At 73.2% G+C, this 15141-nt stretch carries 11 protein-coding genes; all 11 read left to right on the plus strand.

From position 1 onward, the window contains the following. The first annotated feature begins 73 nt into the window (after window positions 1-73). Window positions 74-1294, plus strand: coding sequence for an MFS transporter (locus tag ACZ5C2_RS12850; RefSeq protein WP_468789470.1), 1221 nt, complete (start codon window positions 74-76; stop codon window positions 1292-1294). 227 nt (window positions 1295-1521) lie between these two features. Next, window positions 1522-3084 (plus strand): amino acid adenylation domain-containing protein, encoded by a 1563-nt coding sequence (locus ACZ5C2_RS12855; RefSeq protein ID WP_468789472.1) that lies wholly within the window; start codon window positions 1522-1524, stop codon window positions 3082-3084. 47 nt (window positions 3085-3131) lie between these two features. Beyond that, window positions 3132-4559: a citrate/2-methylcitrate synthase gene (locus ACZ5C2_RS12860; RefSeq protein ID WP_468789474.1), complete on the plus strand. Its 1428-nt coding sequence runs from the start codon at window positions 3132-3134 to the stop codon at window positions 4557-4559. Continuing rightward, window positions 4556-7096, plus strand: coding sequence for an aconitate hydratase AcnA (gene acnA, locus ACZ5C2_RS12865; protein WP_468789476.1), 2541 nt, complete (start codon window positions 4556-4558; stop codon window positions 7094-7096). The genes ACZ5C2_RS12860 and acnA overlap by 4 nt, the downstream gene beginning before the upstream one ends. Continuing rightward, complete coding sequence (locus ACZ5C2_RS12870; protein WP_468789478.1) at window positions 7093-8469, plus strand: DUF6025 family protein; 1377 nt, start codon at window positions 7093-7095, stop codon at window positions 8467-8469. Before acnA ends, ACZ5C2_RS12870 begins: the two co-directional genes overlap by 4 nt. Beyond that, entirely contained in the window at window positions 8466-9461 is a 996-nt protein-coding gene (locus ACZ5C2_RS12875; protein WP_468789480.1) for an enolase C-terminal domain-like protein, read from the plus strand. The genes ACZ5C2_RS12870 and ACZ5C2_RS12875 overlap by 4 nt, the downstream gene beginning before the upstream one ends. Window positions 9462-9474: 13 nt before the next feature. Then, a complete protein-coding gene (locus ACZ5C2_RS12880; RefSeq protein ID WP_468789482.1) occupies window positions 9475-10434 on the plus strand; it encodes a D-2-hydroxyacid dehydrogenase family protein in 960 nt (319 codons plus the stop codon). 50 nt (window positions 10435-10484) lie between these two features. Beyond that, window positions 10485-11837, plus strand: a complete 1353-nt coding sequence (locus ACZ5C2_RS12885; RefSeq protein ID WP_468789484.1) for an LLM class flavin-dependent oxidoreductase — start codon at window positions 10485-10487, stop codon at window positions 11835-11837. Further along, a complete protein-coding gene (locus tag ACZ5C2_RS12890) occupies window positions 11834-12331 on the plus strand; it encodes a flavin reductase family protein (RefSeq protein WP_468789486.1) in 498 nt (165 codons plus the stop codon). The genes ACZ5C2_RS12885 and ACZ5C2_RS12890 overlap by 4 nt, the downstream gene beginning before the upstream one ends. A 3-nt stretch (window positions 12332-12334) precedes the next feature. Further along, on the plus strand, window positions 12335-13564 hold the full coding sequence (locus ACZ5C2_RS12895) for an ATP-grasp domain-containing protein (RefSeq protein WP_468789488.1): 1230 nt from the start codon (window positions 12335-12337) through the stop codon (window positions 13562-13564). 58 nt (window positions 13565-13622) lie between these two features. Next, window positions 13623-14879: an ATP-grasp domain-containing protein gene (locus ACZ5C2_RS12900; protein WP_468789490.1), complete on the plus strand. Its 1257-nt coding sequence runs from the start codon at window positions 13623-13625 to the stop codon at window positions 14877-14879. Window positions 14880-15141: the final 262 nt, after the last annotated feature.

Below are 15141 nucleotides of genomic sequence, written 5' to 3' on the forward strand. Positions count from 1 at the left end.
GGATGGCCCGTACCCCCGTCGGCCTCCCGGCGGCCCTCCCTCACGGCCCAGCGAGCGCGACAGGAAACCGATAGTGCCGATCCGAATTCTCCCCGCGCCCGGTCCCACCCGGACGCTGACGCTCATCACCATGGTGATGAGCCTGGGGCAAGGGCTGTGGATGGCCCTGAGCGCCCTCTACGCGGTGACGGTCGTCGGCCTGTCACCCGGCGAACTGGGCGTCGCCTTGGGCGTCACGGCCGTCCTCGTCCTGCTGTCCAGCATCCCGCTGGGCCACCTCGCCGACCGCGCGGGACCGCGCACCGTGCAGCTGTGGTCGTTCCTCGCCCTGGCTCCGCTGACCGCAGCCCTGGCCGCGGCGCAGGGTTTCTGGTCGTACCTGTTCGTCACCTCCGTGCAGGGGCTGGCCTACCGGGCCGGGAACAACGCCCGCAAGGCGATGATCGCGGCCAACGTGCCTCGGGAGGACCGGGTGCACGTCATGGCGTACATACGGGCCGCGGTCAACGCGACCCTGGCGGTCGGCGCCTGTCTGGCCGGCCTCGTCCTGGTGTGGGACGAACGCATCGGCTACCAGAGCGCCGTCCTCTTCGCCGCCCTCTGCTTCCTGATCACGGGACTGCTCACGCTCAAGGAACGGGCGGTGCCGCCGGTGCCCGCCATGCCGGGCGCGGCCTTCTCCGTGCTGCGGGACACACCGTTCCTGGCGTTCACCGTGCTGGACGGCGCCCTCGTCACCCACGCCCTGCTGCTCGACCTCGTCCTGCCCCTGTGGGTTGTCCAGCACACGGACGCGCCGCGCTGGACGAGCGCGGCGCTGCTCCTGCTGAACACCGCGCTGGTGGTGGCCCTCCAGACCCGGGTCGCGCGCGGCGTCCGCGACCCGAGGTCCGCGTCCTTCGCGAGCCTCCAGGGCGCCGGCTGCGTGGCGGGCGCCTGCCTGCTCTTCGCCCTGACCGACGGCGCGGAGGTCGTCGCGGCCTGCGTGCTGCTGGGCGTCGGCGCGCTGCTGCACGCGTTCGGGGAGATCCGGCAGGCGGCGGGCAGCTGGACCATCGTCTTCGACCTGGCGCCCGACCACGCGCAGGGCCAATACCAGGGCACGTACAAGATGGGCGGTGACATCGGCAAGATGTTCGCCCCGGCCGTCCTCACCTGGCTGATCATCGGCCACGGCGCCCTCGGCTGGATCGTCCTGGCCGTGGCCTACGCCGTGCTGGGCGCCGCTGTTCCGGCCGTCGTGGCCCTCGGTCGCCGCAGGGCGACCCCCGCGAAGGACCCCGCCACCGTCTGAGCGCGCCTCCGCGGCCTGCCCGTACGTCCCACGGCGACGTGCCCCCACGCGTGCTGTCGCCGCCGCGCGCCCGGCCGACAACCGCTCTGCCGGCCCGCGGGGGAAATGAGCAGAACACGTTTTTCCCGGCCAAGGATGTTTAGCGCGGCAGTGCGCACAACCGGGACCGGCCCCCGGAGCCCTCGATAGCTTCGTGCGCAATCCACCGTCGACGAGTTCGGACAGACATGACCACAGCATCGGACGTACGCCTGGGCGCCGGCCTCCTGAAGCACGCGCTCGTCCAGCCGGACCGCACCGCGTTGAGCCTGGGACGCCGTGCGTACAGCTACGCCGAGGCCGCGACCACGGCGCGCCGCTGGGCCGCCCTGCTGGTCGAGGCAGCGGGCGGCCGGCCCGCCCGGGTCGGGGTCTTCGCCCACCGCAGCGAAGCCTCCTACCTGGGGGTCGCCGCCGCGCTGTGCGCGGGCGCCGCGTTCGTCCCGCTGAACCGCAGGTTCCCGGCCGAGCGGACCCGCTCGATGCTGGAGCGCGCCGACATCGACGCGATCGTCGTGGACGCCGCCTCCCTGCCCGGCCTCGCCGGCCTGCTGCGGGGTCTGCCGCGCAAGCCGGTCGTGCTGCTTCCCGACGTCGATCGGGCCGAGGCCGGCGAGCTGGGCGACGTACGGGTCCTGGACGCCCAGGACCTGGCCGCCGCCGCGCCGCTGGAGGAACTGCCCCCGGTCGCGCCCGACGACATCGCCTATCTGCTGTTCACCTCGGGCAGCACGGGCACGCCCAAGGGCGTGCCCGTCACCCACGGCAACGTCCGCGCGTTCCTCGACGCCAACCAGGAGCGCTACCGCCTCACCCCCGAGGACCGGCTGACGCAGACCTTCGACCAGACCTTCGACCTGTCGGTCTTCGACCTCTTCATGGCCTGGGAGAACGGGGCCCGGCTGTGCTCGATGGACCCCATCGAGCTGCTCTCGCCGTTCAAGTACCTTGAGCGCAACGGGATCACCGTCTGGTTCTCCGTGCCGTCCGTCGCCGCTGTCCTGCGGCGGCGCGGGGTGCTCCGCCCCGGGACGATGCCCACGCTGCGCTGGAGCCTGTTCTGCGGCGAGGCGCTGCCCCGCGAGACCGCCGAGGCGTGGCAGGCGGCCGCCCCGCAGTCGGTGGTGGAGAACCTGTACGGGCCCACGGAGCTGACCATCGCCTGCACGGTGCACCGCTGGGACCCGGTGACCGGGCCGGCGGCCTGCGTCCACGACAACGTGCCGATCGGCCGCCCCTACCCGGGCCTGTACCCGCTGGTGATCGGCGAGGACGGGGCCCCGGTGGCGGACGGTCAGGTGGGGGAACTGTGCATGGCGGGCCCGCAGACCACCCCCGGCTACTGGCGGGCGCCCGAACTCACCGCCGAGCGCTTCTTTGCGTACGAGGGTCGCACCTACTACCGCACCGGTGACCTGGTGTGCCGGCAGGACGACGCCTACGTGTGCCTGGGCCGCAACGACCAGCAGGTCAAGATCGGCGGCTACCGCGTCGAACTGGGCGAGATCGAGGCCGTCCTGCGGCGGGCCGGCGCCGTGGAGGCGGTCGCCCTGCAGTGGCCCGACGCCCACACCGTGACCGCCGTCGTCTGCGGCGACGTCACCCCCGCGACGCTCACCGCGGCCTGCGAGGCCGCGCTGCCGCCCTACATGACGCCCGCCCGGATCGACGTGGTGGCCGAGATGCCCGTCAACGGCAACGGCAAGACCGACCGGGGCGCGCTGCGCGACCGCCTCCGGACCAGCCTGTGACCACCGCCCCTCCGCCCCTTCCCCCGCGCCCCCGAAGAAAGGCCATCGTGAGCACAGTCGACGAACTCGTCGCCCGCACCCTGGGAATCACCGAGGACCGTCTCACCGCCGATCTCGCCTACCAGTCCGTCCGCGAGTGGGACTCGCTCGGGCACGTCACGCTCATGGTCGCTCTGGAGCAGGAGTACGGCGTCGAGGTCGACGACGACCTCATGCTGGAGCTGCGCACGCTCGGTGCGGTGCGCGCGTTCGCCGACGGCCTGAGCGACCCCACGGCCACCGCGGGCTCCACGGCCCCCGCGCCCCGCACGGCCTCCGGGACCCCCCACGCGCCGGCGCCCGGCGGCACCGTCCACCGGGGTCTGGAGGGCGTCACCTTCGACCAGTCCGCCGTCACCCTCATCGACGGTGCCGAAGGCATATTGGAGTACCGGGGCTACAGCATCCACGACCTGGCCGAGCACGCTTCCTTCGAGGAGGTCGCCCACCTGCTGGTCCACGGCCACCTCGCCGACGCGGCCGCCCTCGAGGTCTTCACCAAGCAGCTGCGCGCGGCCCGCACCCTGCCCGCGCCGGTCCAGGACCTCGTCCGATCACTCGCGCACGCCCATCCGATGGAGGCACTGCGCACCTGTGTCTCGGCGCTCGGCGCGTTCGGCGCCCGCCGGACGGCGGGCACCGACGAGAGCTACGCGGAGGCCCGCGCGGCCGGGATCGAGCTCATCGCCCGCATCCCGATGATCGTCGCGGCGCACCATGCCTTCCGCAGCGGCCGCGAACCACTGTGGCCCCGTGAGGACGCCGGCCACGCCGAGGCGTTCCTCACCGTGCTGCTGGGAGAAGAGCCCACCCCGGCCGCCGTCCGCGTCATCGACAAGGGCTTCGTCGTCCACGCCGACCACGGGTCCAACGCCTCCGCGTTCACCGCCCGCGTCGCCATCGGCTGCCGCGCCGACATGACCGCGGCGCTCACCGCCGCCATCGCCGCCTTCTCCGGTTCGGTGCACGGCGGCGCCGCCGAACGGGTCATCGGACTCGTCGACGAGGTCGGCGCACCCGAGAACGCCGAGGCCCACGTCGCCGCCCTCCAGAGCCGGGGCGAGCCCGTCATGGGCTTCGGCCACCGCGTCTACCGCACCGAGGACCCGCGCGTGCGCCACCTGCGCGCCAGCGTCGTCGAGCTGAGCGAGGAGCGCGGCGACCGCACCGGCCTCGACATCCTGGACGCGGTCGCCGCCGCGATGCGGCCCCGGCAGCGGCACGGCGTCGCCGCCAACGTCGACCTCTACGCCGGTCTCTCCTACCGTCTTCTGGGCCTGCCGGACGACCTGGCCGTCGCCCTGTTCGTCGTCGGACGGGCGCCCGGCTGGGTGGCGCAAGCGCTGGAGCAGCACGCCAACAACGTCCTGATCCGCCCGCTGCTCGCCTACGCGGGCCCGCGCGGCCTGACCTACCCCGAGGGAGCCGCGCGATGAGCACCACGTCCGTGCCGTCCCCCCTCCCGGTGCGGCTGCCGGAATTCGCCGCAGAGCACGGCTTCGACCTCGGTGCCCTCCCCTACACCGGCCGCGTCCTGCTGGAGTCGCTGCTGCGGGGCGGAGACCCCGCACAGGCCTCGGTCCTGGGCAAGCGCCTGGCGCTCGGCGAGGACCCGGCCCTGGAGATGCCGTTCCGCCCCGCCCGCGTCCTGGTGCAGGACTACACAGGCATCCCGCTCCTGGTCGACCTGGCCGTGCTGCGCGACCGAGCCGCCGAGCCCAGCCGCGTCAACCCCGCCCTCCCCGTCGACGTGGTCGTCGACCACTCGGTGCAGACCGACTGGGCGGGCCGCCCGGACGCCCTGGGCCTGAACGAGGCCCTGGAGATGTCCCGCAACCGCGAGCGCTACGCATTCCTCAAGTGGGCCGAAGGCGTCTTCGACGGGGTGACGGTGATCCCGCCGGGACGCGGCATCGTCCACCAGGTCAACCTGGAGCAGCTGGCCACCGTCGTCGCCGAGGGCCCCGACGGCTCCCTCATGCCGGACACCGTCCTGGGCACCGACAGCCACACCACCATGGTCAACGGCTTGGGCGTGCTCGGCTGGGGCGTCGGCGGCCTGGAGGCCGAGGCACAGATGCTGGGCCTGGCGCAGGCGATCCGCGTCCCCCCGATCGTGGGGGTGCGGCTGACCGGCACGGTCAGCCCCGGGACCTCGCCCACCGACGTGGTCCTGGCCCTGACCCGCCGCCTCCGCGAGGAGAACGTCCAGGGCCTGATGGTGGAGTTCACCGGCCCCGGCGTCGACGAACTCTCCGCGCCCGACCGCTGCACCGTGGCCAACATGGCCCCCGAGTACGGTGCCATGTCGGCGTTCTTCCCGGTGGACGAGGAGACCCTCGGCTACCTGCGGCGCACTGGGCGCGACGAATCGACGGTGTCCCGCGTCCGGGAGTACTGCCGGGAGCAGCGCCTGCTCCGGGAGGGCGCCGAGCCGGTCTTCGGGCGGACCCTCGCCTTCGACCTGGGCGAGGTGGGCCCGGGCCTCGCCGGCCCCAGCCGCCCCGACCAGCGCATCTCCCTGGGCCAACTGCCGGATTCGCTGGCCGCGCTCTGCCCGCAGGGCCTGCGGAGCGAAGCCGGTGTCCAGGACGGTGACCTCGTCATCGCCGCCATCACCTCCTGCACATCGACCTCCAACCCCAAGGCCATGCTCGCCGCCGGCCTGCTCGCGAAGCGCGCCGTCGAGCGGGGTCTCCGCGTTCCCGCCCACGTCAAGACCAGCCTGTCGCCCGGCTCCAGGGCGGTCACCCGCTATCTGGCCGACGCCGGACTCCTCACCGACCTGGAGACGCTCGGCTTCCACGTCGCCGGGTACGGCTGCATGACCTGCAACGGCGGCAGCGGCCCCCTCAACGAGGGCATCGGCGAGGCCGTCGACCGCGGGGACCTGACCGTGGCCGCCGTACTGAGCGGCAACCGCAACTTCGCCTCCCGGGTCCACAGCCAGGTCCGCGCCGGCTACCTCGCCTCACCCGCTCTGGTCGTGGCGCTCGCCCTGGTCGGCGACGTCCGCACCGACCTGGAGAGCCAGCCGCTGGGCGTCGACCGCGACGGCAGGCCCGTCCACCTGCGGGACCTGTGGCCGCACGCCGGCGAGCTGCGCGAGCTGGAGGAGCGGTGGGTCACCCCCGAGGTGTTCGCGCCCGATCGCGCACCGCAGCCCGCGTGGGAGTCGATCACCGCCCCCGACAGCGAGGTGTACGCGTGGGACGAGACCTCCACCTACATCCGTCCGCCTGCCTACGTGGACTCCGAGGGCGGACTTCCCGTCCTGAGCGGGGCCCGCGCCCTGGTGGCACTCGGCGACCACGTCAGCACCGACCACATCTCTCCCGTCGGCGCCATCTCGGCAGCCTCCCCGGCCGGGGAGTACCTGCGGGAGAGGGGCGAACGGGACTTCAACTCCTACGGCTCCCGCCGGGGCAACCACGAGGTGATGGCCCGCGGCACGTTCAGCAACCCGCGCCTGCGCAACCTGCTGGTGGGCGACGGTGACAGCGGCGGCACCACCCTGCACCTGCCCAGCGGTGAGCGGCTGCCCGTCTACGACGCCGCCCGGCGCTACACCGGCAGCGGCACCCCCCTGATCGTCCTGGCGGGCCGCGGCTACGGCATGGGCTCGTCCCGTGACTGGGCCGCCAAGGGCCCCTGGCTGCTCGGCGTCCGTGCTGTCCTCGCCGAGGACTTCGAGCGCATCCACCGGGCCAACCTGTGCGCCATGGGCATCCTGCCGCTGCTCCTGCCCGCCGGGCGGAGCTGGAGCGACCTCGGTCTGACAGGCCGCGAGGAGTTCGACGTCGACCTGTCGCAGGTGCGCGCGAGCGGCGAGGCCCATGTCACGGCCGACGGCATCGGGTTCACCGTACGGGCGGACGTGCGGTCGGCCGGTGAGTGGGACGTCCTGCTGGCCGGCGGCACGCTGCCCTATCTGCTGCGGACCATGGGCGCACGGCACGAGGACACGGCATGACGCACATCCTCGACACCCTGGGCCTGCGCACGGCAGCCGAGGCCGACGCCCTCACCGCGGGCGCGAAGACCTTCGTCCCCGTCCACACCGGCACCCACGACCTGCCCGTCGGCACCCTCCTGGACGCCCTGGCCGAGGCCCCGTCACTGCTGCCGCCGCGCACCGGCCACCTGGGGAACTGGGAGGACATCGCGGCCGGACGGGCCGGGCCGATGGACTTCAACACCGCTGTCTGCGGCGGCGGCCACGGCTACCCGCTGATCTATGGCTTCACCCGCACCGAGGCCGACACCGAGGGCGGCGACGAGGCCTACCAGCCCGGCTCCCTCATCGACCAGGGCAAGCGGCATGTCCTGCCGCTGCACACCTGGGACGGCTCCCGCTTCGTGCGCCGCGACCGCGCCACACCGCTGTTCTGCCCCCTGGTCCAGGCCGAGGTCGACGGGCAACTCGTCCCCCTGGTCGACCTGCACAAGCAGCGGATGGCGGCCCTGCCCGGCTACCGCTTCCGGCACTGGGCCACAGCCCTGACCGACCGCGCCGGCCTCGTCACCGACATGCTCACCCTGCTCCTGGAGCAGGCCGCCGCCCAGGGCCGCAACCAGGCGTTCGCCGAACTGATCAGCCAGGCGGTACGCCTGGACGGCGAGGTGGCCCGCTGCCGGGTGTGCCCGGAAGGCGCCGGCTACCTGCTCGAGGACCAGTACTACCCCTCGGCGCGCTCCCTGGCTGAGGCGGTCATGGTGACGGTCCACGCGCTGGTGGACCCGGCCACGTTCATCGCCCGCCTGCCCGAACTGCCGCCGCTGCTGCCGGTGATGTCGCTTCAGCTCACCAACGTCCTGTTCGCGCTCCTGGACATGCACCACCCCGACGGCCCGCCCGGACCTCCGGAGCAACCCTTCATCACTCATCTGCACTGGGGCGCGCGCGCCATGGCCGGCTGCCCGCCCCGGCGCAACGGCTACCTGACCCGGCGCTCCACCGTGCGCTCCCTGCGCGCGATCACCGACCCGCTGGTCGAGCACTTCGAGGCCGCCCGCCCGGTGGCGTTCGTCCTGCTGCCCGCCCAGACCTTCATGCTGTGCCCACCCAGCACCTCGCCCCGCGACATCGACCTGCTGGCCGACCTGTTCGCCCGGCTCGGGGCCGCCGACCCGGGAGCCGCCCACGACACGACACGGCGCTGGCTGGAGGGCCACGCCGGGCTGCTCTCGCCGTACCTGCGCGGCCGGTTCGCCGGTGGCAGCGGGGTTCCGGCCGACGGCACCGTGCGGGAGCCCGCCGTACCGGTCGAACCGGACGGGTTCCGCGCGCTCACATTCCGCCAGGCGTGCGGGGCGGTCGCCACGTTCGAGGAGGTCCTCGGATGAAGCTCGCCCACCGCGAGATCGTCATCGCCCTGCGCGAACCCTTCGTGAGCAACACCGGCGTCACCACCCGGGTGCGCCAGCGCGTCGTCGAGCTGACCTGGCGTGACCTGTGCGGCCTCGGCACCGCCCGCGACGTCGACCCCGCCGAGCTCGACGCCTGCGCGCCCGTGCTCGCCGGAGCGTCCCCCTACGGGCTGCGCGCGGCGCTCAACGCGCTCCCCGACGTCGGCGCGGCGACCCGGTCGGCCGTCGACATGGCCCTGCACGACCTGCTGGGCAAGGCCACCGGCCGCCCGCTGCGCCAGTTGCTGGGGCTCGACGGCCTGCCCGTACCGCCCACCGCCCTGTCCATCGGCGCCTGCCCCGACGACGAGCTGGTCCGCCGGGGCCGGGTGCTCGCCCACTGGCCGGTCCTCAAGCTCAAGCTCACCCCGCAGGACGACGGCAGCCGCGCCGGGGTCCTCCGCGCCGTCTACCGCGGCCGCATCCGCGTCGACGGGAACGGCTCGTGGGACCCCGAGCAGGCCCTCAGGGTCGCGGAGGAGCTGCACCGCCACGACGTCGAACTCCTGGAACAGCCCATCGCCCCCGGCCACCTCGACGACCTGCGCCACGTCCACGAGCACTCGCCCGTCCCCGTCTTCGCCGACGAGGACTGCGCCACGCCCGAGGACGTCCTGCGCCTGCGCGGACACGTCAGCGGCGTCAACATCAAACTCGTCACCTGCGGCGGCCTGGCCGAGGCCCACCGCATGATCCTGCTGGCCCGGGCCTGCGGCCTGCGGACCATGCTCGGCTGCAAGGTGGAGAGCGCGCTGGGCGTCTCCGCCATGGCACAGCTCTCCCCGCTCGCGGACCACCTCGACCTGGACGGCCCGGTCGGCCTCCGCGACGACCCGTTCACCGGGGTACGGATCGACGACGGCGCCCTCGCCCTGCCCACCGGCCCCGGCATCGGCGCCACTACCCTCCATCCGACCCCGATCACCTGAGACAAGGACTGACATGAGCCTTCGCTGCGCCGTACTCGACGACTTCCAGCAGGTGGCCACCACCGCCGCCGACTGGAGCCCCCTCAAGGACCAGGTGGAGGTCGTCAGCTTCGCCGGACACTTCGCCACCGAGGACGAGCTCGCCGCCGCCCTGGCCGACTTCGACATCGTCGTGACGCTGCGCGAACGCGTCGTCTTCCCCGCCTCCCTCCTCGACCGACTGCCCCGCCTGCGCCTGCTCATCGCCTCCGGCATGCGCAACAGCGTCATCGACTACGCGGCGGCCGAGCGCAACGGCGTCACCGTCTGCGGCACCGCCAGCACCTCCACCCCGCCCGTCGAGCTGACCTGGGCCCTGCTGCTGGGCCTGGCCCGGGGCATCGTCACCGAGAACACGGCACTGCGCACCGGCGGCCCCTGGCAGTCCACCGTCGGCGCCGACCTCCATGGCCGGACCCTGGGCCTCCTCGGCCTGGGCAAGATCGGCAGCCGGGTCGCCCAGGTCGCGCTCGCCTTCGGCATGGACGTCCAGGCCTGGAGCCAGAACCTCACCGACGAGCGCGCCGCCGAGGTCGGCGTCCGGCGGGCCCCCAGCAAGGAGGAACTCCTCGCCACCAGCGACTTCGTCTCCCTTCACCTCGTCCTCGGCGACCGCACCCGCGGCCTCCTCGGCCCCGCCGAACTGGCGCTCCTGAAGCCGACCGCTTACCTGGTCAACACCTCCCGGGCCGGCCTGATCGACCAGGACGCCCTCCTGGACGCCCTGCGGGAGGGGCGCATCGCCGGCGCCGGCCTGGACGTGTACGACGTCGAGCCGCTGCCCGCCGACCACCCGGTGCGCACCGCACCGCGCCTCCTGGCCACCCCCCACCTGGGCTACGTCTCCCGGAACAACTACCGCACCTACTACACCCACGCCGTCGAGGACATCCAGGCGTACCTCGCAGGCGCGCCCGTCCGCCTCCTCGGCTGACCCCACCACCACCTTCCGCCCCGCCCTCTCTCGACCTTGGAGATACCCAGGTGAGCCCGCACCGCCGCATGATGAAGCTCGGCGCCTTCCTTCCCGCGCCCGGGCACCACATAGCCGCCTGGCGGCACCCCGAAGCCCGCCCCGACGGGGGCCTGGACTTCGACTACTACCGCTCCCTGGTGCAGACCGCCGAGCGTGGCATGTTCGACATGATCTTCCTGTCCGACGGGGCCGGAGTCCGGACCCGGTACAAGGACGCCGACGAGCTGAGCCGCCAGGGCCGCATGGTCCACTTCGAGCCGCTGACCCTGCTGTCCGCGCTCGCCGTGCACACCCGGCACATCGGCCTCACCGCGACCGCGTCCACCACCTACAACGAACCCTTCACCCTGGCGCGGCAGTTCGCCTCCCTCGACCACCTCAGCGCCGGCCGCTCGGGCTGGAACGTCGTGACCTCGGCGACGGACGCCGAGGCGCGCAACTACAACCTGGACAAGCAGCCCGAGCACGCGGCCCGCTACCACCGCGCCCGGGAATTCATGCAGGTCGTCACCGGACTGTGGGACAGCTGGGAGGACGACGCCTTCCTCTACGACAAGGAGTCCGGCCGCTTCTTCGACCCGGAGAAGCTGCACATCCTCGGGCACCAGGGCGAGCACTTCTCCGTGCGGGGCCCGCTGAATGTCGCCCGCCCGCCACAGGGCCACCCCGTCATCGTCCAGGCGGGCTCCTCCCCGGACGGACAGGACTTCGCCGCCCGCTGGGCGGAGGTCGTCTTCACCGTCCAGCAAACCCTGGACCAGGCGCAGGTCTACTACCGCGGCCTGAAGAAGCAGGTCGCCGACCACGGCCGCGACCCCGGCCACGTCAAGATCCTGCCCGGCGCCTTCATCGTGGTGGGCCGCACCCTGGCGGAAGCCGAGGACAAGTACGCGACCCTCCAGTCCCTCGTCGACCCGGTGGTCGGCCTCGGGATGCTCTCGTACCAGCTCGGCAATGTCGACCTCACCGGATACCCGCTGGACGGCCCCCTGCCGGAACTGCCCGCCATCGAGGGCAGCACCAGCAAGCAGCAGGTCATCTACGAGCAGGCACGCAGGCAGGGCCTGACCATCCGTGAGCTCTACCTGGCCGTCGCCGCCGGACGCGGGCACCGCTTCCTGCTCGGCACCCCAGAGACCATCGCGGACGAGCTGGAGGACTGGTTCGTCAACGACGCCGCCGACGGCTTCAACATCATGCCCGACTACCACCCCGGTGGCCTGGACGCCATCGTCGACCTCCTCGTCCCCGAGCTGCAGCGCCGGGGCCTGGTGCGCACGTCCTACGAGGGCACCACTCTGCGGGAGAACCTCGGACTGCCCCGGCCCGCCGTCCCCCCGGCCCCGGCGAGCGGAGCATGACCGTCGACGCGACGGCCCTGCGCTCCGTCCTGCGCGCCCACCCCTCGGGGGTCACGGTCCTGACCGCCGCCGGGTCCCACGGCCCGGTGGGAGTGACCGTCACCTCCTTCACCTCGGTCAGCGCCGAACCCGCTCTCGTCGCCATCGCCCTCGCGGACACCTCCACCACGTGGGCGAAGATGGCGCACAGCGAGCACTTCGCGATCCACCTGCTCGGCGCGGACCAGTCGGCCACGGCCATGCGCTTCGCCACCCCGGGTGTCGACCGCTTCGCCCCGCCGACCGCCTGGTACCCCGGCCCGTACGGCGTGCCGTCCTTGGCGGCCTGCCTGGGCAGGCTGCTGTGCTCGCGCCACAGCACCGTGCGCCTGGGCGACCACCATCTGCTGGTGGGCGCCGTCGAGCAGGTCGAGCACGGCGAGCCGGGGGACGGCCTCGTCCACCGCCACGGGGACCTGCAGCCGGTCACGACTCCTCTTCCAGCAAGGACCTGACACATGCCCACCGTTCTGTTGTTCTCGCGCCAGCCGCTCACGGGCCGCCCGCTCCAGCAGTGGCTCGACCGTCCCCAGAACGTCGTCCTGATCACCACGCCCAAGGCGGTCGACGGCGCCGAGGACATCCTGGCCGCGTCCTTCCCCCGCCACCGGCTGGTCGACGACTACCACGGCTGGGCGACCGAGGAGGTAGCGGAGACGGCCGCTCGCGAGTACGGGGTGGACCTGGTGGCCAGCACCAGCGAGAGCGACGTGCTGCGGGCCGCCCGGCTGCGGGCCCGGCTCGGCCTGCCCGGGCAGGCGGTCGCCTCGGCGACCGCCTACCGCGACAAGGTGGTCATGAAGGGGCTCGCACGGGCCGCGGGCGTACGGGTTCCGGAGTTCGCCGCCGTGGACAGCCCGCGGGACCTGCTCGACTTCGTCGACGCCCACGGCCTGCCCGTCGTCGTCAAGCCGCGCGCCGGCGCGGGCGCCGAAGGAGTGGCGTTCCTGCGGGAGCCCGCGGACATCACCGCCTTCTTCACGCGGGAACGCGGCTCCGAGGTGCCGTACCTGCCCGGCCAGTGGATGGTGGAGAGCCTCGCCCACGGCGACTTCCACCACGTGGACGGCATCATGCAGGACGGCCGGATCGTCCACTCCTGGCCCGCCCGCTACACCGGCGGCCTCGCCGAACGCGTCCGTGAGGACCTCCACGCCGGAAGCATCATGCTCGCCCCGGACGACGCCGTCACGCACGCCCTCCAGCGCATGACCGCCGACGTCGTCGCCGCGCTGCCCCCGGCGCCGCACCCCCTCGCCTTCCATCTGGAGGCGTGGGTCGGCCCGGACGGCGTCCCCGTGCTGTGCGAGATCGCCAGCCGCGCCGGGGGTTCCCTGATCGGAGACCAGTACATACGGGCCTTCGGCGTCCACCTGGCACGCGAAGGGCTCCGGGCGCAGTGCGGGCTCCCCCTCACCCTCACCACGCAGCCGGCCGCCCCGTCGCGGGCCATCGGCCACATCCTGCTGCCCCCCGGGCACGGCGTCTTCGTCCCCCCGGCCGAGCCGTGCCCGGTCCCCGAGGTGGAGTTGACCCTGATGCGCGAGGCCGGGGCACACTGCCAGGGCGTGGAGAGCGCCGCCGACGCGGCGGCCAGTGTCTTCGCCGAAGCCGACACCACCGACACCGTAGAGTCCCGGCTCGCCGACGCCATGGAGTGGTGGAACCGGCAGACCCGCTGGGAATGAGGCGCCTCGAGCCCGCCACCGTCCTCCGTCCTCCTCCCCCCGGAAGGGACAAGCCGTCTTGTCCGAGCACGTCCTGATCGTCGGCACCGGCCGCGACTTCCCCGCCCGCATCCGCGCCGCCCACCCGGGCGCCCGCACCACGGTGTTCTGCCGTCTCGGCTCCGTCGGCCGGGTCCGCGCCCCCGGCGTCAACGCCCGCGTCCTGGGGCTCCGCGACGACGCCCCCGAGCAGGAGTGGGTCGATCTGGCGGCGGCCGTCCACGCCCGGGACCCCTTCACCCGGATCGGCACCTTCGGCGAGCGCAACCAGAACCACTACGCCCGCATCGCCGAGGCGCTGGGGCTCACCGCGCACAGCCCGGACACTGTCCGCCTGGTGCACGACAAGCAGGCCATGCGGGCACGGCTGAGCGAGGCGGGCGTGGACTCCACCGTCGGCGTCCGCGTCGCCGACCTCGACGAACTGCGCGCCTTCGTCCGCCGGTACGGCCTGCCCTGCGTGGTGAAGCCCCTCTCCAACTCCGGTAGCGCCGGCGTCACGAAGGTGACCAGCGAGAGCGAACTGGCCGACGCCTTCACCCGGGCCGACGACAGCTACCAGGGCCTGGTCCACGCGGGCGTCCTCGTCGAGGAGTTCCTCGACGGGCCGCAGTTCAGCGTCGAGGCCGTCTCGGAGGCGGGTGAGCACCAGGTCGTCGCGATCACCGCGAAGTTCTCCGACCCGGCCTCCTTCGTCGAACTCGGGCACGTCACACCCGCACAGCTCACCGACGAGGTCCGCGACGAGGTCCACGCCTACGTCGGCGCCGTACTCGACGCCCTCGGCGTGGAATTCGGCCCGACCCACTCCGAGATCTGCCTCACCGAGAAGGGCCCCCGACTGATCGAGACGCACGTCCGCATGGGCGGCGACGAGATCCCAGCGCTCGTCCGGGACGCGACCGGCGTCGACGTGGACGACTGCGCGGCCCGCCAGACCCTGGGCGAGAGCGTCGTGCCAGGCATCCGCGCCACGCTGGCCGAGGACCGTCCGGCGCGCTGCTCGGCCGTCTGGTTCGCGGCTCTGGAGGTCACTGGCGTCCTGGACCACGTCGGCCGCCTCGACGAGGCCCGGTCGCTGCCCGGTGTGACGGAGGTGCGCCTCCTCGCCGAGCCGGGAGCGGAGGTGGGCGGTCTGACCTCCTCCGCCTCACGGGTGGCCTTCGCCCGCGCCCTGGCGGACACCCCCGAAGAGGCCGTACGGGCGGCGCGGGCGGCGGTGGAACGCCTGGAGTTCACCCTGAAGGTCTTCGCCCACCGAGGCCGGGCCGTCTGACCCACAGCCCTGCGACCAACGCAAAAAGCCCCCGGCGAGCCGCGTTCTGCCGTCGGACGGGCCATGCTCTCGGTTCCGAGGAGCCGGGGCCGGGACGGCAGATCGCGCCGCCGCCGGGGTGCAGCGGGACGCCCGTGCCAGAGGTTCGCCCGCCGCGATGACGTTCGCGCGAACGCGTTGCCGAGGTCGCGCCCTGGCTGGGACGCCGAGGTGACAGGAGCTCGAGGCTGCCCAGAACCCAGCCGTCGTCCGCAACCACCAC

It is taken from the genome of Streptomyces sp. NPDC031365 (genome assembly GCF_055569765.1).